The organism is Flavobacterium sp. (assembly GCF_044361015.1).
In the GTDB taxonomy this organism is placed as follows: domain Bacteria; phylum Bacteroidota; class Bacteroidia; order Flavobacteriales; family Flavobacteriaceae; genus Flavobacterium.
Genome location: NZ_JBIKJL010000011.1, coordinates 10,537 through 37,366, shown reverse-complemented (window position 1 = coordinate 37,366; position 26,830 = coordinate 10,537). Strand labels below are relative to the sequence as shown.

Annotated in this window: 9 protein-coding genes; all 9 read right to left on the bottom strand. The window is 35.8% G+C overall.

Translation table 11 applies throughout. From position 1 onward, the window contains the following. Window positions 1–362: 362 nt before the first annotated feature. The 9 genes from ACIQ2Z_RS04925 to rpoB all read right to left on the bottom strand — a co-directional run bounded on the left by ACIQ2Z_RS04925 (window position 363) and on the right by rpoB (window position 26,720). Window positions 363–6,227 carry a choice-of-anchor J domain-containing protein gene (locus ACIQ2Z_RS04925; RefSeq protein ID WP_396183040.1) on the bottom strand — a complete coding sequence of 1,955 codons (5,865 nt, stop codon included), beginning with the start codon at window positions 6,225–6,227 and terminating at the stop codon, window positions 363–365. A gap of 358 nt (window positions 6,228–6,585) precedes the next feature. After that, window positions 6,586–6,939: a hypothetical protein gene (locus tag ACIQ2Z_RS04920; protein ID WP_396183039.1), complete on the bottom strand. Its 354-nt coding sequence runs from the start codon at window positions 6,937–6,939 to the stop codon at window positions 6,586–6,588. A gap of 433 nt (window positions 6,940–7,372) precedes the next feature. Next, complete coding sequence (locus tag ACIQ2Z_RS04915; protein WP_396183038.1) at window positions 7,373–10,615, bottom strand: T9SS sorting signal type C domain-containing protein; 3,243 nt, start codon at window positions 10,613–10,615, stop codon at window positions 7,373–7,375. Between the two features lie 235 nt (window positions 10,616–10,850). Then, entirely contained in the window at window positions 10,851–13,187 is a 2,337-nt protein-coding gene (locus tag ACIQ2Z_RS04910) for a T9SS sorting signal type C domain-containing protein (protein ID WP_396183037.1), read from the bottom strand. Window positions 13,188–13,222: 35 nt separating this feature from the next. Continuing rightward, window positions 13,223–14,902, bottom strand: coding sequence for a GEVED domain-containing protein (locus tag ACIQ2Z_RS04905; RefSeq protein ID WP_396183036.1), 1,680 nt, complete (start codon window positions 14,900–14,902; stop codon window positions 13,223–13,225). A 25-nt stretch (window positions 14,903–14,927) separates the two neighbouring features. Further along, window positions 14,928–17,642 carry a hypothetical protein gene (locus ACIQ2Z_RS04900; RefSeq protein WP_396183035.1) on the bottom strand — a complete coding sequence of 905 codons (2,715 nt, stop codon included), beginning with the start codon at window positions 17,640–17,642 and terminating at the stop codon, window positions 14,928–14,930. A gap of 553 nt (window positions 17,643–18,195) precedes the next feature. Beyond that, the gene (locus ACIQ2Z_RS04895; protein WP_396183034.1) at window positions 18,196–18,507 is read right to left on the bottom strand and encodes a DUF3467 domain-containing protein; all 312 of its coding nucleotides are present in this window, start codon (window positions 18,505–18,507) and stop codon (window positions 18,196–18,198) included. Between the two features lie 10 nt (window positions 18,508–18,517). Beyond that, window positions 18,518–22,825 carry a DNA-directed RNA polymerase subunit beta' gene (gene rpoC, locus ACIQ2Z_RS04890; RefSeq protein WP_396183044.1) on the bottom strand — a complete coding sequence of 1,436 codons (4,308 nt, stop codon included), beginning with the start codon at window positions 22,823–22,825 and terminating at the stop codon, window positions 18,518–18,520. Window positions 22,826–22,907: 82 nt separating this feature from the next. Beyond that, window positions 22,908–26,720 (bottom strand): DNA-directed RNA polymerase subunit beta, encoded by a 3,813-nt coding sequence (rpoB, locus tag ACIQ2Z_RS04885; RefSeq protein ID WP_396183033.1) that lies wholly within the window; start codon window positions 26,718–26,720, stop codon window positions 22,908–22,910. Between the last annotated feature and the right edge of the window lie 110 nt (window positions 26,721–26,830).

Below are 26,830 nucleotides of genomic sequence, written 5' to 3'. Positions count from 1 at the left end.
TGTTTTTTGCATAAAAAAGCTCAAAAACAATCGGCTAGAACCTGACTTTTTTGAGCATATTTTTACAAATTCGAGGGTCTCGAGTAGTTCCCGCTACTCGTTCAAATTGATAGGTAAATATACATATAAGCCTAAAACAAACAAACTATATTTGTTATTTTTTTTCTATTTATAAATAACTCTATTGTCATTTTAATAAAAAAAGGGCTTTACCATCTACTGAGTATTGATGGAATGAGCTTAAACTTATGATGAGTTTTAGTACAGTTATAAACAAACATTGCTTTGCCAAAACAGGCAAAGCAATGATAATAAGGGATGTTTTTATTTTATAAATAAGTTAGTAAAGGCTTATTTTTTCTTTAATAAACTATTTTTTTAGTAACTGATTTACCCTCCACATCTGTGATTTGAATTAAAATCACCTGATTGGCTATATTCAGGTTAGTCACCTTAGCGGTAGAAGCATTAATATTTTCAAGTGTAGTAATTAAGCGGCCACGCATATCAAACACCTTCACTTCTTTTAACGAAATAGTTGGAGAAGCACTAATGTCAATCGTATTTTGATTTTTAATCACGATGATATTTTGCAAGGAAACGCTAGGAATACTAAGTGTTTCGTTTTGGAATTTCAACACAAAACGATCATCTACGGTTCCGATGTCGGTGGTAAATTCATAGTTACCTTCTCGAATATTGTGTGTGTAATTGAGTACTTTGTCTTCAATATAGATAGGTAGATCAGAGGCAAATAGACCGTCAAAATCGGCTAACTGAATGGCATAGGTTCCTGCATAGGTTGTTTTATAGCCAAGTGGTATAATATCTGTTTCCGTGAAAGGTAAAGCCTTACCTTGAATGGTGAGTTTTTTATCTTCTAAAACGGAGTAAAAACTAATACTATTTCCGGCCTCAGCTATTTCGGAATCAAAATGATTGTCCATCGCATTGGTGGCATCTTGAATATATCCTGCCAATAGTTGTTTGAAAGCTCCTTGTGTATTAATTAAATTTAACCAAACTCGGTGTTTCACCCTTGTTTCTATAGTTTGACTATTTCTAAAAAAGGAAGTATTATTACCTGCCACACGAATATCATTTGAGAATGTTAAGGTGCCCGAATTTAAACCTTGCACAAAAAAGGATTGACCCGCAGCGATAAACCGAGTAGGCGGATTATTATTGATACCCGAATTAAAAGCGGCCGCTGTTCCCCCACTTTGGTTGTATACTGCATAATCATTAGCCGTATATACATTGTTTGTAATGGGTGTATTGTGTGTCCAGAAATAAAAACTTCCTTGTAATGTGCTAAGATTATTTGCCAAAAGTAAATCGGCATCAATAGCACTTGGATAGGGATTACCAATTAGGTTTCTATCTTCCACAGGATTTGGTGCGGTGTTAACTACAATTGGGAAGGTAAAATTTCCATTGTTAGGCACACCCACAAATTCACCAATAAAGGTAGCTGCTACAGAAGTACTATATGTGTTAGGAGCTCTAATAATATAACCCACAGCTGGAACCATAATAGACGTACCGGGTACAGACAACCAATTGTAAATAGAATTATCAAAACGATAATAACGCGTTGGCGAAGTTAATGGCGAAAACACATTAAGCACTTGTCCGGCAACCGGAGAAGACCAATAGGTAAAATCGTTTCGCACCATCGGTGTCGCATTTCGAAAGTAGCGAATAGACCCTGAATTAACTGCATTATTGAGTTGAATCAAGCTGGCAGTATTTTCAAAAATCAAGTTAGTGGTTCCGGGAGTACCTAAAACGGTCACTTCGTTTGAAACAGTTAGCGTATGCCCGGAAGCAATAGTAACCGTTCTCGTGGGTTGTATTTCAATAGAACAAGCCTCAATATCGCCCGTAGAGGTATAATTAGCTGCAAAAATTACTTTTTTAGTGGCATTCGGAAGACCATGACTCCAAGATATTCCATTCCAAGTTGTGGAGGGATATTCTACGGCTACCACATCAGAATAAGCCGAAGGACAAACACCACTTTGACTCACTGCTCTAAAATATTTAATGGTAGGTATGACCCCCATTTCAACGGCTGTTAAGGTATTAGTCGTATTTGCAATTGGGGTAACATTAATAGTAAAAGCGGGATTATCAGCTGATTCCCATCGAGCTACTGATGGTGAATTACCGGTTAACGTTATACTTGAAGGAGCACTACTTCCGCATAAAACCTGCGAACCGGAAAGAGTTCCTCCGATAGGCAGAGCGTCAAATCCAATATTAATAATTGATTGAGAGGTACAATTGTCTACCGTGTTAACAGTAGCTGTGTAGGTTCTATTTGCTGTTGGTTTACAATAGACCGAACCGGATGGTGTTCCAAGAACGTATGGAACGGTTGCTAAATTATCTGTAAAAAGATCTGTTGCCGGTGACCAGTTAACCGCTGTGGCAACGGTTCCATATACTCTAACGTTATCAATTGCCCAACCATAATCCCAAGTTGCTTCATAGTAAAAACGAATTTTTACCTGAGGATTTCCTAAATAAGGGTCTAAATTTACGATGGCATTATTAAAGGCAGAAGCACCTCCAACCGTACCAATATGAGAAGATAAGAAAGTCCAAGTTGCCCCATTATCAATAGAAATTTGAGTGTGAGCTTTGTTTCCAACAATCCAACGGAGGTAATGCCAAAAACTCAAGGAGGCACCAGAAAAACCTACTAAACTAAAGGCAGGAGATTCTAAGTAAGTTCGAGTCACATTACTACTGGGTGAACCTTGTGCATCTGAATTTGACATGTAAAATTGAGAGGCATCATTACTACTGGCATTAAATGTCCAAAAAGCACTGACATAACTGTATACACTATTATGAAGTTGCCAAGCTGCATTTGCAATAGTACCACCAGTAGATGAATTTGAAGTTGTCCAAGTTGGAGTATCTTCAAAATTTTCATTGATAATATTAATGGCTGATGAAGCACCAAAAGTAGCAGATAATTGCTGAATAGTTCCTTCGCATAATGTGATATCCCCGGGAAGTATAGTGATTGCTGGCGGAGAAGGATTTACATTTACTGTAAAAGTAACGCTGTCCGAACAAAAACTTCCGGAAGTTTGAGCTGCTGTAAGGGTATATACTGTTGTTTCAATCGGATTAAAAGTATATCCTGCCCCTACGCTTCCACTCACACCTGTTGCCGGACTCCAAGTAAAGGTATTATACGAACCAGCTCCTACTACGGAAACATTAAAGGTAGATTCACCACTACAAATCGTATCAGAAGCCGCACTTAATCCAATAGCCGGAGGTACTGTAACAGTAGCTGAAATAGGAGTCATGGTAGATAAACAAGTTGTAGTAAACTTCCAATTATAGAAATAAAGGTAATAGGAATTATCAAAATTGTTTCCGGTGATGTTGGCCACTGAGTTACTATAAGGATAAACAACGTTTTCTATATTACTCATTAAACCGGAAGTTGGTACGGTTGACATGGCAATTGTATAATTACCGGGCACAAAATTATAATTGATAGGGATAGTTTGCGGAGTACTTCCTCCAACTACTGAAGTAGTAAAAGGAATCGAAGCTACTGCTACCGATAATGAATTTCTGATAACCAGCAAGCCATTTTGTCCGGAAGAAATTGGAAAAATATCAAACCCTACTAATTGTGTAGCGGTAGTAATGGTTAAGTTTACTGCAGCAACGACGTTATAAATACTTTTAGCACCGGGTATATTATTTGGATTAGTTGCCCCTAGTGTGGCAATTGCCCCGGCTGCTTTTGCCTGAGCATAATAAGTAGTAGAAGCAGACAAAGACGGAGTAACATAAGAATTGCCTGTAGCTAGTAACGTTCCTCCAACCGGTAAATTATACCATTCAGTTACAGAACCTGTGTTAGGTATAGCAGTTAGCGTGACCGAACCTAAACCACAACGTATACCTGGTGTAATTGTTGTAAAAGTTGGCGGATTACAATCCGTACTAAAATCAAGAATTTGGCTCCATATACTTACATTTCCCGGTCCACAATTACCACGAATCCATAGGTAATATTGTGAGGAGGCCGTGAGTCCAACTAAATTCAATGAAGTAGAACCAAAAGGTAAAGACCCTGTGGGCGTAGTAGCTCCTGAAGGTACTGTTGGTAAATTAGACAGAAAATAGTCATATCCTTGTGAAGGAACGGTTAGGGGTGGATCAAAACTAATAGTTGACGTTGTAATACCGGAAATAGCTAAAGCTAAGTTTTCGGGTTCAAAACAAGTAGGAGCAACTTTTATGTTGATATCGTCAATAACCAAATAACTTTGATTGGCAAAACTGTATCCTTGAAAACCGTAATAATACACATCCGTAGTAACTGGAGTGAAATCGACAGTTGCTAATTGGTAAACCGTATTAATAATATTGGGTAAATCTAAGATTGTCACATTCATTTGGGCCACAGAAGGACCATCGCCAATTCTAACTCTTAATTTTTCTGTAAAAGTTCCATTGGCTAACGAATTATATCGAAAGGTAAGTCGATAGGTAGTTCCACCAGTTAATTTAATCCCGGGTAGAAAAAACCAATCATCCATGTTTACTGCAGGATTCTTATTAAGGTATAATGCCCTTGGTGTTGATGCCGGGTTAATTGCTTGAGTTGACCATTGAAAAGCATCGGCATTATCATTTACTACAGTGGTGCAAGTTGGAATTGCATTAACCGCTGTTGAATCAAAGTTTTGAGTATAGGGAACAAAATAATAACCACAAGTAAGTGACAAGTTAGCTAAACCAAAACTACTGTTAATGGCACAACCTAACCCAACAGCTCTTACTCTATAATAGTATAAAGTCATTGGAGGCAAATCAACTATCGAATAGGTTGTTAATCCACCCGAAGAAATACCAATAAAACCAGGAACTAATGCTGTAAATGTTGAATTTGTTGAAACATCAATCAAATAATCTGTTGCTCCCACTACGGGATTCCAATTTGCTGTGAAACCGTTTCCTGTAACTCCGGTAGTTGCTAATAATGCCGGTGCCGGAATACACGTAGTTTGATTGGCAGAAATCAAATTTGCTAAATTGTAAAAAGGGGCACCAAGACATATTCCATTAAAAGGAACAACCCAATAATAATAAGTGGTATTAGGGGTTAAACCGGTTTGAACAAATGAACTAGTACTGTTATTACTAACCACAAAATAGGTTCCTGCAATTGTTGAACCATTAGCATAAAAAACACCATCTGTCAATATCGATCCATCTGGCGGTGTATTGACTGTACTTCTTAAAACCATATATTGAACAACCGGCGAAGCAACCGGAATAAAAGAGTTGCCTACAAAAGCTGAAGTAGTAATGCTTGATGAACCAATTAACAAATTAGCTGGAGCTCCCGCTACGGGAAGGCTACTACAGGCAGGTGGTGGTGTATATGTATAAACCAATCCATTGTCAGGAAACTCAGCAATGCTGGTTCTCATCGTATTATTATTTGCTGTTCCTGTCACACTTTTTCCAAACCAAGCATTATTAACATTGGCTCCGGTTTGGAGTCTGTTATTCACATGGCCTTGTAAAAAAATATTAGAAGGACCTCTAAGCCCAACTTGAGGAGTTATCGGTGCAGTATCATCCGGGAAACAAAAACCATAATGAAGTTCAATTACGTTGGTTGTTTCATATAATCTAATTTGGAAATTGAAAACACCGGTCATCGCTTTACGTTCAACATTTTTCCATTGAACAACAAAAACACGATTTGGAGAAGACCCTTCCGTGGTGTAAGTAATGGATTGAGCGCCTGCTCCAGAAATCAAATCGATGCCTAAAGGACAAACAACACCATTAAAAGCAGTTACATTTGAAAGAGGTCCATACAAAGTATTCCCGGGCTGAATAGCTCCAAAAGTAATAAACCCGTTTGGGCTAATATAACATTCAGTTACTGGCGTTGGGTTTCCGTTATAAATAAAATCAAAACCAAAAGAAGCTAAATGTGCACTTCCTGTGGTATGATTATCCCAAGGGGCAGCATAAGCCGTTGTTCCTACTGTAATTTCATTGTAAAGTTCTAATTGCTCATTAAAAGAATAGGTACTTACTTGTGCCGAAGAGAGATGACCTGTGAACAGAAACACACACCCTAAAACCAATTTAATAAAACGTTCAAATTTAAATGCTCTTAGCTGGTGATGCACTTTATGATTAGTAAAATTATCGTAAACCATATACTCTTATGTTTAACTCCATTAGAGAGTTATTAATCCAAATGAAATATTTTCGATTAAATAGATTTTGGAATGGATAAAAACTTAACTATCAGTTTTATCCACGCTAAAAATACATCAAATCAACAAACTAACTATTATTTTAAAATTAAAAAATTAACAATTCGATAAGTTACACAAATCATCGATGAAATGAATGATTTTTGAAATCTATATCTTGTAATTCTTATGTTTTAATATATTTATGCTTTATTATCAGCAATTAAATATCGTAAAGATTCTTAAAAATAAAAAACCCCAAGAAATCGAGGGGTTTTAAACGGGTTTCTAATTGATTGTTTAGTATGTTAACAGCATACTAAACCGTTGCGTTTACATAACCATCAGCTTTTTTCATGATAGAACGAATCAAAATAGTTTTTGTAGAAAAACCTGATTTTAAATACTGCTCTTTTTTAGAAATTAAAGAAGAACGGTTAATGGTAGTTGATTCTTTAACTGAAGTTAGATTATTTTCTTGTTTTGCCCCTGCAAACCAATTTGATATTTCGATAGAACTCATTTCAACAGTATTTGTTTGAATCATCTCTTGAGCTTGTTCTTCTGTTACGAATGAACTTTTTTCGTTAGTTAAAGTAGATTGTGAAAAAGCTACTGTTGAAAAAGCTACTAAAAGAATGGTTAAAAAAAATCTGTTTGTTAATGTTTTCATATTATGTGTAAATCGTTTTTGTTTTAATTCTGGAGTTAAAGTATCGGGTTAGCTACTCGAAACCTTATATTTTCGATAACACGTATAAAAACTCGATGAAGTCACTCGTCGATGAAAGAGAGAAGTGTTTTTGTGTCGTTCGTCGATAAACATTTAAATAATAAGGCTTTCCAATGGTCGGAGAAATGTGCCGTTTGTCTGATAAGACTAAAAAAAGCAAAAAAACATCAAAGAAATTGGAGGTTTAGTAGTGTTTGAATATTCTTTAGATTGTTCCCTAAAGATTTCTGATACGAATTAAAGGTAATTGTACTACCTACTCTGTTTGTAACAAAAAAGCACAAATTAATTTGTAAAAATTAAAGTTGAAAACAAAAAAGAAGCCGTCTCAATTATGAGACGGCTTTCTATAGTATTGTAAATAATGTATTTCTTAGTGAACTACTTTTCTGGAAACAATTTGTCCGTTAGCAGCTGTAATTTGAACAATTAATACCTGATTAGCTACTTGTGCTAATGGAATTGTTGTTGTCATTGCATTAACATTGTTTTTTTCAGTCAATAAACGACCTCTCACATCAATTACTTTTACAGTTGCCATTGCTTCCGCTCCGGTATTGATATTGATCTCTTGATTTTTAGAATAAACTACAACGCCATTTCCGAAAACCGGATTTTCAACCGATAATGGAGCTTGGTAAACAATTTCAAAACGGCTAGCAAAAACACCTGCTTCTGAAGCAAAAGCATACGACGCTGTTTTTAAGTTAGTAATGGTATTATTTAGGTTATCTTTTAGATAAATTGCTTGGTTAGTCGAATCAAACAAGCCCGCTAAACCTGTGATGGAAATGGTGTAATTTCCAGCTGTATTGGTTTTAAAGAGCAATGGCACAACATCTGAATCTTCGAATGGCGCACGATGTTGAATTATTAATTCGGCAGTATCAACTAAAGAAACTAAAGCCAACGGACTATCATTGATGTACAAACCATCAAAATCAGCATCATAGCCGTTTGTTGCTTCGTCTTTATAACCAATTACCATTGAGCCAACTTCATTTTGTTCGTTTGCTAAGCCAATCCACATTCTACTTACTCCATCAGATAATGTTGTTCTATAAAACAAACCATTATCGGTTGTTCTTTGTAAATTATTGAATTCAATTGCCGTTGCTCCCGTAGTTGCTTTTACAATAAAACCTTGACCAGATTGAATTTGATCGCTTGTATTTGATGCATCACTAAACACACCACCTGAATAAGTTACATAAGCAGAGCCTGCTGCATTATTTGTTTTTCTCCAAAAGTACAAATCAGAGGTAATAGAAGCAGTATTGTCTGTTAAGAAGTCTGAAATTGTAATTGGAGATGGATACGGATTTCCCACTGCATTGAATCCTTGTCCTGCGTCAGAAATAGCGGCACTGATTGTTCCGTTATTAGGCACACCGTTGAATGTTCCGCTCCAAAGGGTTGCGGTGGTTGGATGATTGTCTGGCATGCGAATTAAATAGCCTGTAGCCTCTGCAAAATCATTTGTAGAAGGCACAATAGCACTATAATTATTATTTAATGGACTATATGTATAAAAGCGATTCGCGACGGTATCTGGCGAAAAATCCAATAGGTTTTGATTGGCTACTGGGCTTGACCAAATAACATAATCTAATCGCATTAAGGAACTCGTTTCTCTTTGAATTATAATTTCACCTGAATTGGTGTTAGTAGTTTCGTTTTGAACTAAATTAGCATTATGTTCTAATGTAAATGTACTTCCAGTATTAACTACTAGACTGGCGTTTAAGGTTACTGAATTACCGCTAGAAATGATTACAGCAGCATTATTAGATACAGTTAAAGAACAAGCAATTAAATTAGCTATGCTTGTAAAATCATATTCAATAATTGCCGCGGTTGTAGCCGTTGGAGCACCGTTAGTCCAACTTCCGCCATTGGCAGCTGTCCATGATGTAGAAGCAATTGTTATTTCTACTACGTTTGATTCTGCTGCATTTGTCCAATCTGTTTGACAAGTAACTTTAGCCAAACGTTTAAACCAAGTTGTTTGGGTTATTCCAGCAGGTGCATCATATACATTAGTTGTTGCACCTAAAATATCGCTAAAACCTGCGGATGAACTTGTTGTTGAAAATTGCCATTTATATTCTATGGTTCCGGTTTGTCCAGATGGGCTAGTGATGCTGGTAAATGCTGCTGGGTCACTGCCCGCACAGATAGATTGGTTCCCATCGATCGTTCCGCCATTTGTAGGGTTTTCACAACGAGGAACTAACTCTCCAGTCGATAATAATTGTGCTCCACTTGGAAAACCTGAAAAATTAATTTTATTTAATTGGGCAACTGTTAGGCCAGTAGTATTGCTTCCAAAAAAAATTCTCCCAACAGTTCCAGCTTGTCCAGCAGTACCATTCCACCCTGAAATAGTTAAAGTAGTTCCAGCCCATGAAACACTGCTGCTGTTTGCGAAAGTTAAAGAATGGCTAACTGCTGCTAAAGCAAGTGTTGCTGTTCCCGAATTTAATTGTAAGGTAGCATTTGAACCAGAAGATGTTATCGTACGATTGGTAGCTACTCCAGTAGTAGCAAAAACGGCGCCATTTTCAAGTCGGAAAGGAGTTGATAACGTTAAATTGGCCGATGGATTGAATCGCAATTCGCCAGCAGAAACAGTTGTTAAACCGCTATATGTAACCGAACCGCTCGAAATAAGCAACAAACCAGTTCCTGCTTTAGTAATGCCACCAATTCCAGAAATAGTATTGGATACAACTGCTCCGTTATTTGTATTTGGATTAGTAATTGTTACTGTTCGTTCAAGAGCCACTGCTCCTGAGATAGTTGCCGACGTTGAAGAAGGGTGTGTAAAGTTTATGTTTCGATTTCCTCCTGTGTTATTAAAATTTTTGACTGTAATCGACTTTGAGATTGTGGTTCCACCGTTCTCGATTTCTAGGATTGCATTAAGCGGTGATGAAGCGGCTAAACCGCCACCGATTTCTATAACATTCGAAGCTAAATTTCGCCCTACTCTTACAGTTCCTTCATCAATAAAAATGCTTCCACTAAAATCAGCACTAGCAGTAAAATTGACAGTTCCGCCATTCTGTTTTACAAAACTACCGCCTTGTGGCACAGCTCCAGTAAAGGTAATTGTTCCCGTATTACCGTTACTATTTCTTAGGAAGACAAGATTATTATTTGTAAAAACACTTCCATTAAATGTTAAATTTCCTCCAGTTGCATTACTTAAAATAATTTCTGAATTATTGCCATCAATCCCGACAGGCGTATTGAATATATGCGTTGCGGTTGAGGCATTGATTAACGACCTACTGAACGAAAAACCACCACCAGCAGTATTATTTAATGTTCTCGCAGAGCTTGCACCCGATTGAAAGGTGAAATCGCGATGAATATAAAATCGTCCGTTTAACGTCATCGTGGTGTTGTTATTGTGTCCAATAAAAACGTCATTACGGGTATTATTACCGTTATCGGGATCACCTTGACTATTGTTTGAAGTTTGGTAAAACCAGGGTAAATTACCACTGCCCCAATCGCCAGTATTGGCGTTATCGCGATGAAACACATTTTGTTGGGCGAACGACATGCCAAAAAATAGCAAAAAAAATACGCGTATAACTCTTTTCATATTTTAAACGTTTTGTATGTATTTAGTTATTAAAAATAACTATTTATTAATTATTTAAAAAAAATTAGCTACTAAGATAGTAAAATAATTATATTTATTACAGTTTTTATTTTTTCATGAAGTATACTAAAACGTTTTCGTATTGATAAACAAGATTTATATTAGGTATTTTCATACAAAAAAACCAACCCATTATTTGGGTTGGTTTCAGCCATTTTTTAATAATTTAAAATGTTTAAAAAATAAGTTTTTTAGTAACTAAATTATTTTGATCGTCATTAATTTGAATTAGCAAAACTTGATTTGATTTTTTAATTGATTCAATTTTAACAGTGGATGTATTCAACTGACTTACTTCAAGTAATTTTCTACCTTGCATATCAAATATAGTTATTCCAGTCATTACTATATTTCCACCTTCGACGCCAATTGTATTTTCTTTCGTAGTTACTACAATCGCTTTTTCTAAATTTGGATTTGAAAGGTCTAAGGTTTCGTTTGTGAAACGCAGTTCAAAACGTTCGTTGTGTATTCCACTTTCAGCTGCAAAAACATAAGCAGTTTCTTTTAAATTATGAATAGTTTGTGCAACAGCATCATATAAATAGATATTTTGCTCTCCCAAAAATAAACCATCAAAATCTTTTAAAGTAATTGTATATTGACCTGAAACAGTAACTTTAAATCCTAAAGGTATTGCATCCTGATCATTAAAAGGCAATGCCTTTGCTTGAATAGTATATTCTTTATTATCAATTAATGAGGTCAGTGCAACATCAGAATCTTTGATAAATTCACCATCAAAGCGATTGTCTAAGCCGTCTGAAGCACCTTCAGCATAACCCACAAGTAATTGACTGTGTACTCCAGCCTCATTTGTTAAATTAAGCCAAATTCGATGTTTTTCTATCTGGTTTATAATTGAATTGTTTCTAAAAAATTGATTATCAAAATTTTCAAATTCACGCATTGAATTATCAAAAACAACGGCTGTTGCGGCTGGTTTTGCTTTTACTAAAAAACCTTGGCCAACTTGAATAAAACCATTAGGAGCATCACTCGTATCAGATGCCTCACTAGAACTTGTTCCTCCTAAACTAGTGTAGGTAGCATAAAAGCTTCCGCTATCACCTGTTCCGGCAGTATTGTTTCGTCTTCTCCAAAAGTAGATAGTCCCTTCAATATTATCTTCGTTATTGGAAACAAAATCTTCTGCACTAATCACGGATGGATATGGATTTCCAATTAAGTTGTATCCATTTCCTGCTGTTGACAAAGGAATACTTATTATCCCATTATTTGGCGTACCAACAAAAGAACCTTGCCAAATTGCAGGAACACTTGTCTGATCTACATAAGGAACATGGTTATTTGCAATACGAATCAAATAGCCAATTCCTGCGTCAAAAGATTTTATTTCGGGATTAGCTATAGTTGTATATAAATCAGTTGCAGTTGTATACGTATAGAAACGATTATTTGTTGTTCCTGGTGAAAACGCTTTTAATGTTTGCGGATTATTTGTAGCAATATCCGACGTTGGTGAGGACCACATGGTGTAATCCAAACGGAATAAGGCAGAACTATTTCTTTTTACTGTTATTTCACCAACATTAACTGCCGTATCATTAAGTTGTACGAAGCTAGCATTATTTTCTATAATAAAACCATTTGGGCCCGCATTGTTAACCACTTCATTTAAAAGCATTAAACTTGAAAGTTCTCCCAATATGAATTGTGAACCTGAATTGATAATTAACGATTTTGCTTCAAAAAAAGGATAATTTTCAGCATCAATACTTGTATCATAATCTGCATCAATAATTACATCTAAATCGATGTTTGGTTCGATATCTGGAGCCCAACCGTTTCCAGTCCAAACAATAAATGTTGACGCTGCTGCGAGAGTTGTTATCATGATTACATTAGAATTTGGACTTGTTTCAAGACCAATTCCACCTGTAGCCTGAGCTCTAACTCGGTAATAGTAATTTGTACTTGGCAGTAAATCAAGCACTAATTTTTGGTTCGGAATAACGATAATATCTTCATACCCTACTAGAAAACTAGAAAAATCGCTAACTTCACTCACATCAAGTCTGTAATTTGTTACCCCTGTCATAGGAATCCAAGAAGCGGTAAAAAACTCATCTGAAACGTAAATTCCTGGATTAGCAACAGGTGTTCCTAACGTAGGTGTTGTAAAACTAACGGCAGTTGTCCATGCACTAAACGTATTTGGAGCAGACGTACATTGGTATCGCAAATAAAGATTATAGCTCGTACTAATATTCAACTCGGATATATATGCATATAATTGACTAACGGGAAGTTCTCCACTTTGTGCTAATCCAGTTGCACCACTTCCAGGAGCACCCGATGTTCTAATTTCATAGCGATAATGAATTCCGGGTGTTGTAATTGAAGCTGTCCAACTAATTGTTGCTGTTGTCGAAGTTAGGTCAGATACCGTAACTGCTGTAGGCATCTCACATTGACCGGTAGCCAGCTGACTAATAAAGATCAGACTAAGTGCGATAGTAGATTTAATTGAGGTAATAAAAGTTTTCATGAAATATAAGATTTTGGTATACAGTATTAAATAAATTAAAAGATGATGTTTTTAGTAAATTCACCACCGCTTTCTGTCTTTACTTTTACAATCCAAAACTGTTGTAAAGGTTTAAAGTTAGTTAACGTAACAACTTCATTTTGCAAATTTGCTTCCGTATAAACTATTCGTCCACTTAAATCATAAATTGTAACATTTTCAATGATTTCATTAGCCACTTTTAATTTCATATCATTGCTAACAGCAATTTGCAAGCTTGTAAAATTTGAAGTAAAATCGTCAACGCTAAAGTTCGCAAGAACTACGATTACATAATCTTCAGCTTCTCCATTTTGGATTGGGTCGCATGGTGTAGGCAAGTCATTTGAAGCTGATTGACTAGTTCTAACACGCATAATGGTACTTCCTAGTGGAGCGTTTGTTGGTACTGTTATCGATGCAACTGCACCTGAATTTACGTTTGTTCCACCAGTTACATTTCCAAGCTCATATAATTCTGAAGCTTCAAATTCTGCATTTTGATTCCAATCAATCCAAGCACGTGTATAATTTGTTCCGCCTTCTGTATTGACATTAACAGTGAGATTATAGGTTACTTGTCTTTCTAGTTCTGTTTGAATATTTGTAAAACTTGAATAAGCAGCTGAAGTATCAGAAGTATTATTAATACTTTGTAAAGACACATTTGTTATACCTACTTCGTTTTCATTGACAACTAAAGCAGTACAATAACAGCCATCACCTCCTACCAACAAGGCCTGATCGTTGATTGTTAATTGTGTTTCAATACAAGTTGTTGTTCTGCGGTACCACGTAGAAATTGATTGTGAAGTTGAATAAGTTGTATTGTTTGCTCCCGATATATCTGTCCACGGACCATTATCGTTTGGAGACGATTGCCATTGATAAAAGAGACCTGATTCAATTGATCCGCCTTGAATTGAGAGTGTAAATTCTTCTCCCGAGCAATATTGGCCGGCAGTTACTACCGTTACACCAGCAGAAGGTAAATCCACACAAGGTGAAGTCATTTCTACTTGTAAATTTGGTCGTCTTCTTCTGTTGATGTTCACCATCGGCGTAGCTCCTGATAGGCTACATCCATTTTGATTTAATTCATTTGTATACAAACCTGTAGTTCTATAATCATTTTCAAAAAATTGGGTAGCTTGAATTTCATAACTTGATCCAAATGTTTGATTTGTGCGACAAACTTCAACAATAATATTGCTATATCCATTCCATTCAAACGGCGTTTGCAAAGTAAACTTGTACCATCCAGTTGCATTTATATTTTCTGTTGTCGATTCATAATAAACAGGAAGGTTCGGAATTAAAGTGGTTGGCAGTACAAATAAAGAGGTCATAGCCATTTTAATTTTAAGATTCTCTGGTTTTAATGACAAAGGCTGTCCAAGTTGCGAAACAAAAAATGAAATAGAAATAATATTACCAGAAATGGCATCTAATTCAAGTAATTCTTGTCCATAATATAAATACTGACTTCTACTACTTCTGTTAATTGTAGAAAATGGATTAATTCCTAAAGTAGAATAGGATGTGGTACCTGTTCCCAATGTATAGGTTTCCTGTGCTTTCATTTCTAATGAAAAAAGGTTTAATAAGAGAAATGCAAGAATTGAAACTATTCCGCTTTTTTGTGCGACAGTGCAAAAACGAGTAGCGTGATTCTTTTTAACGTAGATTTTTTCCATAATTTTAGATTAATTTAAGGCAATTTTAGTAAATAATTTTAAATGTAGATTTTAATCCATCTTCGTTTGTTACTTGAACAAGTAGAAGTTGGTTTTGTTGAGCAATGGTCTCTATAGCTAAAGAAGCAGCGTTCAAAGTATTGTTTTGAAATACTATCCGTCCACTCACATCAGACACGACCACTTTTTTTAGGGTTTGATTTGTTGTTTTTACATTAATAATTTGATTTTTAACGTAACATAAAATTGTTTCTGAATTTGAATCAACAGAGGGTATGCTTAACGTTTCATTTGCAAATCGAATTATGAATCGATCATCAAACACACCAGCTACAGATTGAAATGAGAATATACCTTCTTTCAAATCATGAATTGTGTTTGTATAGGTATCTTCCACAAAAACAACTTGGTTTGTAAACAATCCATCAAATTGATATAAATTCAGATCAAAATTTCCAGCTAGAGTTGTTGAAAATCCTAAAGGAATTGAATCTGTATCTGAAAAAGGCAATCCTTTTCCTTGAATAATTAAATTTTGTTCTTCTGCCTTCGTATAAATTAATACAGGAGAAGTTTCTAACATTTTTCCGTCAAAACCCCAATCTAATCCGTTGGTAGCTCCTTCAACATAACCTACTAGGGTTTGTTTAAATGCTCCTTCTTCATGTCTCATTTCTAACCAGATTCTATTTTTCTCAATCGTTTCTATCACATTTGCGTTTTTAAAAAATGTTTTATTTTCACCTACTACTCGCATCGAATTAGAAAATTTAACGGTTCCTTCACCGGAAGTTGGTCCGCCAGCCACCATAAAACTTTGTCCAGCAGCAATATAACGTCCGGGAACAGTTGTGTTTGCAACATACCCCGGATCATTTGGGTCTGTAATAGATCCTGCAGGACCAGTCACGCCACCAACGTACCCTGTTAAGTTGTAGGTTGCATAGTCATTGGAATTATAATTTAACGCTTGATTTCCGGGATATATTCCACTTGGTGCTGAATTGTGTGTCCAAAATTTAATTGTACCGTCAATACGACTGCTATTGGATATCAAAAATGCATCAGCATCTAATGCAGAAGGATATGGATTTCCAATTAAGTTCCAATACACTGGTGCTAGTAAGTCGATAGAAGGATTTTTACCTTGTGTTGCTAAAGTAATGTCACCATTGTGCGGAACACCTGCAAATTCGCCGCTAAAAACTTGACCAGAACCTGAATTTGGGTAGCCATTAGGAGCACGAATGATGTATCCTTTTCCAGCAATCATTGGGATGTTATGAACACCACTATTCCAGTTTTGTACACTTACTAAATGATTCCAGTGATAAATTCTATTATTTGGTGTCCCTACTGAGAATGCATTTGGTGTTTGTCCGCTAACAGGCGATGACCAATAGGTGTAATCAAGCAAACGAACAGGTTGCGAGTTTCGACGGTATTTAATTTGACCTTCGTTAGCCACGTTGTTTTCCTGCACTAAACTGGCATTATTTTCAAAAACCACGTTGGCAGTTGCTGCTACTTTAAGCTTATCTTTAATTTTGAGGGTGTGTTCACTTCTAAAGATAACATTACCAGACAAAACTTCGACTGAGCAAGCCTCTAAAACGCCACCGTGGAGTGCGGAATCAAAATCTCCGTCAATTCGAACAGGTTCAGCAAGAATAGGAGAATTAACCATGCTCCAGTTTGTTCCATTCCAAGTATTAACTCCTATTACTTTAACCGGTTGCGAAAAAATTCTACCATTATCTGGTGTATCGTCGCTGCAACCTGTTGCCCGTAAATAGTAATAATCAATCTCCTTTCTTTCAACAACCAATTCAGCATTATATTCGCCTGGCATGTCATAAAAGTCGATATTGTTATCAGATGACAACCATTGGTAATCTAATCCTGAGGAACGTTCACCATTGATAACATCTAATTCTACAGACTCACCTAAGCAATAATTATTATTTAATTTAACAGAAGCTTGGCCAGGAGAAGTGTTCCCATTACATTTGAATGTAAAGCGAATATTTGGTCGTGCACGTCTATTAGTTGTTAAGTAGTTAGCAACATTAAAAGGATTATTTGCTGCAATCATTTCACATCCATTTGGACTAGGGTTTGCATTAATGTTATTAACTAACGCCCATGATCTGAAAAAAGTACCACTACTTTGGGTAGTTGTTGCTACTGTAACATTCTTAGGAAGAGGAATGACATCAGCATTGGTTTTACAAACTTCGACAATCAAATTTGATGTGCCGTTCCATGCGAAAGGCGTATCAAATTCTATTTCAAACCAACCCAACTCCGTAATTTTTAAAACAGCAATTGATTTAACTAAGACAGAACCTGGTATAGGATTCATATTGTTAGCCAAATTGTTATTTAATGTTTGAGCGATAGAGATGTTATAATCTGTCAACGCTTCATTAGAACCTAGTTCGATAACATTAAAAGCTAAAGAGCTTATTACACGAGGCGTGGCGGATGCACCTTCCATATGTAATTCACTGGCTAAATACAAATACCGGCTGCGAGCTGCTTTTCGATCAAGCACAAAAGGAGTTAAACCTTTGTCCTTTGACTCGGCTGCCGTTGTATATTGACCTACATTGGATGTATGATCTAAAACATATTGCCCATGTTGAGCAACGCCTGCTAGCGAAGAAAATAAAAGAAGAGCAATGAACAAACTGTTCAAGGTATTTTTAATAGACGGGAAAATAATTTTTGATTTCATAATCAAGGGTTGTATTAAAAATTCCGAGCTATATTTATTTTTCATTTACTTTCATTACATATTTGCTGAGACACGAAGACTCACGCGCTTTTTTCAGGGTTTTAGGGTTGTGGTATTTTGATTAGGAGAAAGCTAGCTAATTTTCGTATTTATGATAGCATATTAAGACTTTGACATTTCCTTAATTTTTTTCACTTACTCTTTTACTTTTATTATTACTTAAATTAATTCTAATTTCTTGTAATCTAATAATTTAGTTTTTTTTGGTTTATGATTTTGGTAATCAAATTATTTTATTACAAATATAGAGTAGTTTACACTGAAGATGAATATTAAACGATAAAATACCTAAATAATCGACGAACGGTAACTTTGTTGCTATAAAACGATTTAAAGGGTAGTTTATAGAGTTGATTTATAAAAAAATGATGATTCCCGGAAACGATATAGCTAATTATAAGTGTTTTTAAGGATTTCTTGAAATAGCAATAAGGCATAAAAAAAGCCTTTCGAATGAATGAACGAAAGGCTTCTAATTTAAAACATCAAATTTTTATGCTTGACCGGCGGTTCCAAAGTTTAAAGGAATCTGCGGTTGGTCGGTATCTTTAATCTCACCATACGAACTTTCAAAACGATGAATGTTTTCATTAATTGCTTTGAGTAAGCGTTTGGCATGTTGTGGCGTTAGAATGATTCTTGATTTTACCTTTGCTTTAGGCACGCCAGGCATTAAGGTAACAAAATCCAACACAAATTCAGAAGCAGAATGATTGATAATGGCTAGATTAGAATAAATTCCATCGGCTACTTTTTCATCTAATTCAATGTTTATTTGATTTTGTTGTTGATTGTTATCACTCATTTTTTTATTTTTAATAGTTATATTCTTCTTTAGCTGCCATTATCTCGTTGTAATCTTCTTTCGAACCTACAATGTTGTTGTCATATTCTCTCATACCGGTTCCGGCAGGAATTCTGTGACCCACGATAACGTTTTCTTTCAAGCCTTCTAAGAAATCAACTTTACCAGCTACTGCCGCTTCGTTTAATACCTTAGTTGTTTCTTGGAAGGATGCCGCAGAGATAAATGATTTCGTTTGTAATGATGCTCTTGTAATCCCTTGAAGAACCGGAGTAGCAGTAGCCGTAATGACATCACGAGCTGACACTAGTTGTTTATCTTGTCGTTTCAATAAAGAATTTTCATCACGAAGCTGTCTTGGCGTAATCATTTGACCCGGTTTTAGGTTTTGAGAATCATTGGCATCTTCTACCACTTTCATTCCGAATAATTTATCGTTTTCAACGATGAAATCTTTCGTATGAACTAATTGTTCTTCTAAGAACAAGGTGTCTCCTGGGTCTTCTACACGTACTTTACGCATCATTTGACGAATAACCACCTCAAAGTGTTTGTCGTTGATTTTTACTCCTTGTAGACGGTAAACCTCTTGAATTTCATTTACCAAATACTGTTGAACAGCCGATGGTCCTTGAATTCTTAAAATATCTTCCGGTGTAATGGCTCCGTCTGACAAAGACATTCCTGCTTTTACGAAGTCATTCTCTTGTACCAAAATTTGGTTAGACAATTTCACTAGGTATTTTTTCACTTCACCAAATTTTGATTCGATGATTATTTCGCGGTTACCTCTTTTAATTTTACCAAACGATACAACCCCATCAATTTCAGAAACTACTGCTGGGTTGGATGGATTACGAGCTTCTAAAAGTTCAGTAATTCTTGGCAAACCTCCCGTGATATCTCCTGTTTTAGAGGAACGTCTTGGGATTTTAACTAAAATTTTACCGGCTTTAATTTTCTCGCCATCATCTACCATTAAGTGAGCTCCAACAGGAAGGTTGTAGGAACGAATCAATTCGCCATCTTTACCATAAATTAATAAAGTTGGGATTAATTTTTTGTTTCTTCCTTCAGAAATTACTTTTTCCTGGAATCCGGTTTGCTCATCGATTTCAACTTGGAATGATTGTCCTTGTTCTAAATCTTCGTAAGCAATTTTTCCGGTAAATTCAGAAATAATAACTCCGTTATATGGATCCCATTTACAAATGATTGTTCCTTTATCAACGATTTGACCATCTTTAACATAAATGGTTGAACCATAAGGAATATTGTGTGTGTTTAATACAATACCTGTATTTTCATCCACTAATTTTAATTCTGTAGAACGAGAAATCACGATGTCAATTGCTTTTCCATCAGCATCTTCTCCTTTAACAGTTTTTAAATCGTCTAATTCTAATCTACCTTTGAAACGGGTTATGATATTTGATTCTTCAGACATACCACCCGCAACCCCACCAACGTGGAATGTACGAAGCGTTAACTGAGTTCCGGGCTCACCAATAGACTGAGCTGCAATTACTCCAACCGCTTCCCCTTTTTGAGTCATACGACCGGTTGCTAAGTTTCTACCGTAACATTTTGCACAAATACCTTTAGTTGCTTCACAAGTCAATGGTGAACGCACTTCCACTCTTTCAATTGGAGATGCTTCAATCGCTCTCATTACTGATTCGGTAATTTCTAGACCACCTTCAATCAATACTTCTAAATTCAACGGATTGATAATATCTTGAAGAGCTACACGACCTAAAATTCTTTCTCCTAACGATTCAACGATTTCTTCATTCTTTTTCAAGGCAGAAACTTCGATTCCTCTTAATGTTCCACAATCATCTGTATTCACAATTACATCTTGTGATACATCGTGTAATCTTCTGGTTAAGTAACCGGCATCAGCCGTTTTCAGAGCCGTATCCGCAAGACCTTTACGAGCACCGTGCGTAGAGATAAAATATTCTAAAATTGAAAGACCTTCTTTAAAGTTAGAAAGAATTGGGTTTTCAATAATTTCACCACCACCAGCAGTTGATTTTTTTGGCTTAGCCATCAAACCACGCATACCGGTTAACTGACGAATTTGTTCTTTAGAACCTCTAGCTCCGGAATCAAGCATCATATACACCGAGTTGAACCCTTGTTGGTCTTCTCTAATGTTTTTCATTGCTAACTCTGTCAATAATGCATTTTTAGAAGTCCAAACGTCAATTACTTGATTATATCTTTCATTGTTTGTGATTAATCCCATGTTATAATTCATGGTGATTGCCTCTACTTCTTCTCTTGCATCTGCTATTAATTCTTGTTTTTGGTGAGGAATAATAATATCTCCTAAACTGAATGACAATCCTCCTTTAAAGGCGAATTTATACCCCATGTCTTTCATATTATCTAAGAAAGCCGCAGTTGTTGGTACATTCGTGACCGAAAGAATTCGACCAATAATATCTCTTAACGATTTTTTCGTTAAAACCTCATTGATATAACCCGCTGCTTCAGGTACTACTTCATTAAATAATACTCTACCTGCAGTAGTCTGAATTAATTTATAAACTAATTCTCCTTTTTCGTTAAAATCTTTTGCACGAATTTTCACTCTTGCATTCAATTCTAATTTTCCTTCGTTTAGTGCAATATTTACTTCCTCCGCAGAATAGAATACTAAACCTTCGCCTAAAATTTTCTTTTCTGGAGTTGATAAACGTTCTTTGGTCATATAGTAAAGACCCAAAACCATATCCTGAGAAGGAACGGTAATTGGAGCTCCGTTTGCTGGATTCAAGATATTGTGCGAAGCCAACATTAATAATTGTGCTTCCAAAATAGCTTCCGGTCCAAGTGGCAAGTGAACTGCCATCTGGTCACCATCAAAATCAGCGTTAAACGCCGTACACACTAATGGGTGTAATTGAATTGCTTTTCCTTCAATTAATTTTGGTTGGAATGCTTGAATACCCAAACGGTGTAAGGTAGGAGCACGATTCAGTAATACTGGGTGTCCTTTGATAACATTTTCAAGGATATCCCATACAACAGGCTCTTTTTTATCTATAATTTTCTTAGCCGATTTAACTGTTTTTACAATTCCTCTTTCAATCAATTTACGAATAACAAAAGGTTTGTAAAGTTCAGCTGCCATATCTTTAGGGATACCACATTCGAACAATTTCAATTCAGGTCCAACGACAATAACGGAACGAGCAGAATAATCCACACGTTTACCTAATAAGTTTTGACGGAAACGACCTTGTTTTCCTTTTAAGGAATCCGAAAGTGATTTTAATGGTCTGTTTGATTCAGTTTTAACTGCTGATGCTTTTCTTGTATTATCAAATAAAGAGTCAACTGCTTCCTGCAACATACGTTTTTCGTTTCTCAAGATAACTTCCGGAGCTTTAATCTCCATCAATCTTTTCAAACGGTTATTACGGATGATTACACGACGGTATAAATCATTTAAATCGGATGTTGCAAAACGACCACCATCCAATGGCACTAGCGGGCGTAATTCCGGCGGAATAACCGGTATAACTTTTAAAATCATCCATTGTGGCAAGTTTTCTCGGTTAAGATTTGCTTCACGGAAAGATTCCACTACATTAAGACGCTTTAACGATTCTGTTTTTCTTTGTTTTGATGTTTCATGATTAGCAGCATGACGCAAATCATAGGACAATTGGTCTAGATTTGTTCTGGCTAATAAATCCATAATACATTCCGCACCCATTTTGGCGATGAATTTATTTGGATCATTATCATCTAAATATTGGTTTTCCATCGGAAGGGTATCTAAAATATTTAAATACTCTTCTTCGGTTAAAAAGTCTAATCTTGATAAAGAATCTCCTTCTGCATTTTGGGCTATACCTGCTTGAATTACTACATATCTTTCGTAGTAAATAATCATATCTAATTTCTTAGAAGGTAAACCTAAAATATAACCAATTTTGTTTGGAAGTGAACGGAAATACCAAATATGAGCGATTGGCACTACCAAATTGATATGTCCAACACGATCACGTCGTACTTTCTTCTCGGTTACTTCCACCCCACAACGGTCACAAACGATACCTTTATAGCGAATTCTTTTATATTTACCACAAGCACATTCGTAATCTTTTACAGGGCCGAAAATTCGTTCACAGAAAAGACCATCTCGTTCCGGTTTATGGGTTCTATAATTAATGGTTTCCGGTTTAAGCACTTCCCCTCTTGACTCAGCCAACATTGATTCTGGGGAAGCCAATCCGATGGAAATTTTATTAAACCGCTTAATTGGGTTTTTATCTTTATTATTTCTATTATTCATCATAGTCAATAAAATTTGTTTATTATGTTTCAAGTTTTAAGTTTCAGGTCACTAAACATGTAACCTGAAACTTGAAACAACAATATTATTCTTCTAATCGGATATCTAAACCAAGACCTTTCAATTCATGCATTAATACATTGAATGATTCTGGTAATCCCGGTTCTGGCATTGGTTCACCCTTAACGATTGCTTCGTAAGTTTTAGCTCTACCGATAACGTCATCTGATTTTACAGTCAAGATTTCTCTTAAAGTACTTGAAGCCCCATAAGCCTCAAGAGCCCAAACCTCCATCTCTCCAAAACGCTGACCTCCAAATTGAGCTTTACCTCCTAATGGTTGCTGCGTGATTAATGAGTATGGTCCGATAGAACGTGCGTGCATTTTATCGTCAATCATGTGTCCTAATTTCAACATATAGATTACTCCAACGGTTGCTGCTTGGTGGAAACGTTCTCCGGTTCCTCCATCATATAAATAGGTATGACCAAATCTTGGAATTCCTGCTTCGTCTGTCAATTCATTTATTTGGTCAATTGTAGCTCCGTCAAAAATTGGTGTAGCATACTTTCTTCCTAAATTCTTTCCAGCCCATCCTAAAACGGTTTCATAAATCTGACCAATGTTCATACGAGAAGGTACACCAAGTGGATTCAATACGATATCAACAGGAGTTCCATCTTCAAGGAAAGGCATATCTTCGTCTCTTACGATACGAGCTACAATACCTTTATTTCCGTGACGACCCGCCATTTTATCACCCACTTTAAGTTTACGTTTCTTTGCGATATAAACTTTAGCTAATTTTAAAATTCCGGCTGGTAATTCATCTCCAACAGTAATGGTAAACTTCTCTCTTCGTAAAGCTCCTTGAAGGTCATTTAATTTGATTTTATAATTGTGAATCAAATCATTTACCATGAAATTAGTTTCATCATCAGAAACCCACTGACCTTTTGTTAAGTGAGCGAAATCTTCCACAGCATTTAACATTTTTTGCGTATATTTTTTTCCTTTTGGTAAAACTTCTTCGCCTAAGTCATTCATTACTCCTTGCGAAGTTTTTCCGTTTACGATGTAGAATAATTTATCAACTAATTTTTCTTTTAATTCGTTGAATTTTACTTCAAACTCCATTTCTAATGAAGCCAAATCATCTTTATCTTTTGTACGTTTGCGTTTGTCTTTAACGGATCTTGCAAATAATTTTTTATCAAGAACGACACCGTGTAATGACGGAGAAGCTTTTAAAGAAGCGTCTTTTACATCACCTGCTTTGTCACCAAAGATTGCCCGCAATAATTTTTCTTCCGGTGTTGGATCTGATTCCCCTTTAGGTGTAATTTTCCCGATAAGAATATCACCTGGTTTTACTTCAGCCCCAATTCTAATCATTCCATTTTCATCCAAATCTTTAGTAGCTTCTTCAGAAACATTAGGAATATCATTGGTTAATTCTTCGTTACCCAATTTAGTATCACGAACTTCCAATGAATAATCATCGATATGAATAGAGGTAAAAATATCATCACGAACCACTTTTTCAGAAATTACAATTGCATCCTCGAAATTGTACCCTTTCCATGGCATAAAGGCCACTTTCAAGTTTCTTCCAAGAGCTAATTCTCCTTTTTGAGTGGCATAACCTTCACAAAGAACCTGTCCCTTAACAACTCTGTCTCCTTTTCTAACGATAGGTTTCAAGTTGATACAAGTACTTTGGTTTGTTTTTTGGAATTTAATTAATTGGTATGTTTTTTCATCTTCTTCAAAACTTACCATTCTTTCTTGCTCTGTTCTGTCGTATTTGATGGTGATTTTTTCAGCATCGACATATTCAACCACACCATTTCCTTCCGCATTAATTAATACTCTGGAATCAGAAGCAACTTGTCTTTCCAAACCAGTTCCTACAATTGGAGCTTCAGGACGTAATAATGGTACGGCTTGACGCATCATGTTAGATCCCATCAAGGCACGGTTCGCATCATCATGCTCTAAGAAAGGAATTAAAGAAGCTGAAATCGAAGCAATTTGATTTGGAGCAACGTCTGTATAATGAACGGCTGAAGGATCTACAACTGGGAAGTCACCTTCCTCACGGGCAATAACTTTATCCGCTAATATTTTTCCTTTTCCATCCATTTCAATGTTTGCCTGAGCAATCATTTTACCTTCTTCTTCTTCCGCACTTAAATAAACAGGTTCAGAAATCAAATCTACCACCCCATTCGTAACTTTACGATAAGGCGTTTCAATGAATCCCATACCATTTACTTTAGCATAAACACCTAGGGAAGAAATCAAACCAATGTTTGGTCCCTCAGGCGTTTCAATTGGGCAAAGACGACCATAGTGTGTATAGTGAACGTCACGTACCTCAAATCCGGCTCTTTCTCTCGAAAGTCCACCAGGTCCAAGGGCAGATAGTCTTCTTTTGTGTGTAATCTCACCTAATGGATTTGTTTGATCCATGAATTGAGAAAGTTGGTTTGTTCCAAAGAAAGAATTAATAACCGAAGACAATGTTTTCGCATTAATCAAATCAATTGGTGTAAACACCTCATTATCTCTTACATTCATTCTTTCGCGGATTGTTCTGGCCATACGAGCCAAACCAACACCAAATTGTGCAGAAAGTTGTTCTCCAACTGTTCTAACACGACGGTTTGATAAGTGATCAATATCATCAATCTCAGCTTTTGAGTTGATTAATTCAATCAAATATTTCACAATAGTGATAATATCCTCTTTGGTCAACACTTGTTTTTCCATTGGGATATCCAAACCTAATTTTTTGTTCATTCTGTAACGACCTACTTCACCTAAGTTGTAACGTTGGTCAGAGAAAAACAATTTATCAATAATACCACGAGCAGTATCTTCATCAGGCGGTTCTGCATTACGCAATTGACGATAGATGTGTTCTACGGCTTCTTTTTCAGAGTTAGTTGGGTCTTTTTGTAACGTATTATGAATGATTGTATAATCTGCTTGATTATTATCTTCTTTATGTAATAAAATAGATTTCACATTAGAATCGATAATTTCTTCTACATTGTCTTTATCAATTATAGTATCACGATCTAATATGATTTCGTTTCTTTCGATAGAAACTACTTCACCGGTATCTTCATCAACGAAATCTTCATGCCAAGTGTTTAAAACACGAGCTGCTAATTTACGTCCGATGTATTTTTTAAGTCCTGTTTTAGATACTTTAATTTCTTCCGCTAGGTCGAATATTTCAAGAATATCTTTATCTCTTTCAAAACCGATGGCTCTGAATAAAGTAGTTACAGGTAATTTTTTCTTTCTATCGATATACGCATACATCACATTATTGATATCGGTAGCAAATTCTATCCATGAACCTTTGAAAGGAATTACACGAGCAGAATATAATTTGGTTCCATTAGCATGGAAGGATTGTCCAAAGAAAACACCGGGTGAACGGTGTAACTGAGACACAACTACTCTTTCAGCACCATTGATTACAAAAGTACCGCTAGGGGTCATATAAGGAATAGTACCTAAATAGACATCTTGTACTATTGTTTCAAAATCTTCGTGTTCAGGATCTGTACAATAAAGTTTTAGTCTTGCTTTTAATGGCACACTATAGGTTAAACCTCTTTCAATACATTCTGAAATAGAATAACGAGGAGGATCGACAAAATAGTCTAAAAATTCAAGTACAAAATTGTTTCTTGTATCGGTGATTGGAAAATTTTCCATGAAGGTGTTGTATAGACCTTCGTTGCCTCTTTCGTCAGATTTAGTTTCCAATTGGAAGAAATCCTTAAAAGATTTTACCTGAATATCCAGAAAATCGGGATATTGTGGTATATTTTTAGTTGAGGCAAAATTCAATCTTTCAGTCTGATTAGTTATCATCTATGGACAAAATTTTGATTAAAAAAAGTAATTATTTTTGTGTAAAACACTGTTTAACTAATACTTTCTTTTTGCAATCAATACATCTTTAAAAATTTTTCAGATTGCTC

What these genes read in the sequence shown, in the direction of transcription:
- rpoB (WP_396183033.1), bottom strand. Translation starts at nt 26,720, where the DNA reads ATGATAACTAATCAGACTGAAAGATTGAATTTTGCCTCAACTAAAAAT.
- rpoC (WP_396183044.1), bottom strand. Translation starts at nt 22,825, where the DNA reads ATGATGAATAATAGAAATAATAAAGATAAAAACCCAATTAAGCGGTTT.
- ACIQ2Z_RS04905 (WP_396183036.1), bottom strand. Translation starts at nt 14,902, where the DNA reads ATGGAAAAAATCTACGTTAAAAAGAATCACGCTACTCGTTTTTGCACT.
- ACIQ2Z_RS04895 (WP_396183034.1), bottom strand. Translation starts at nt 18,507, where the DNA reads ATGAGTGATAACAATCAACAACAAAATCAAATAAACATTGAATTAGAT.
- ACIQ2Z_RS04925 (WP_396183040.1), bottom strand. Translation starts at nt 6,227, where the DNA reads ATGGTTTACGATAATTTTACTAATCATAAAGTGCATCACCAGCTAAGA.
- ACIQ2Z_RS04915 (WP_396183038.1), bottom strand. Translation starts at nt 10,615, where the DNA reads ATGAAAAGAGTTATACGCGTATTTTTTTTGCTATTTTTTGGCATGTCG.
- ACIQ2Z_RS04920 (WP_396183039.1), bottom strand. Translation starts at nt 6,939, where the DNA reads ATGAAAACATTAACAAACAGATTTTTTTTAACCATTCTTTTAGTAGCT.
- ACIQ2Z_RS04900 (WP_396183035.1), bottom strand. Translation starts at nt 17,642, where the DNA reads ATGAAATCAAAAATTATTTTCCCGTCTATTAAAAATACCTTGAACAGT.
- ACIQ2Z_RS04910 (WP_396183037.1), bottom strand. Translation starts at nt 13,187, where the DNA reads ATGAAAACTTTTATTACCTCAATTAAATCTACTATCGCACTTAGTCTG.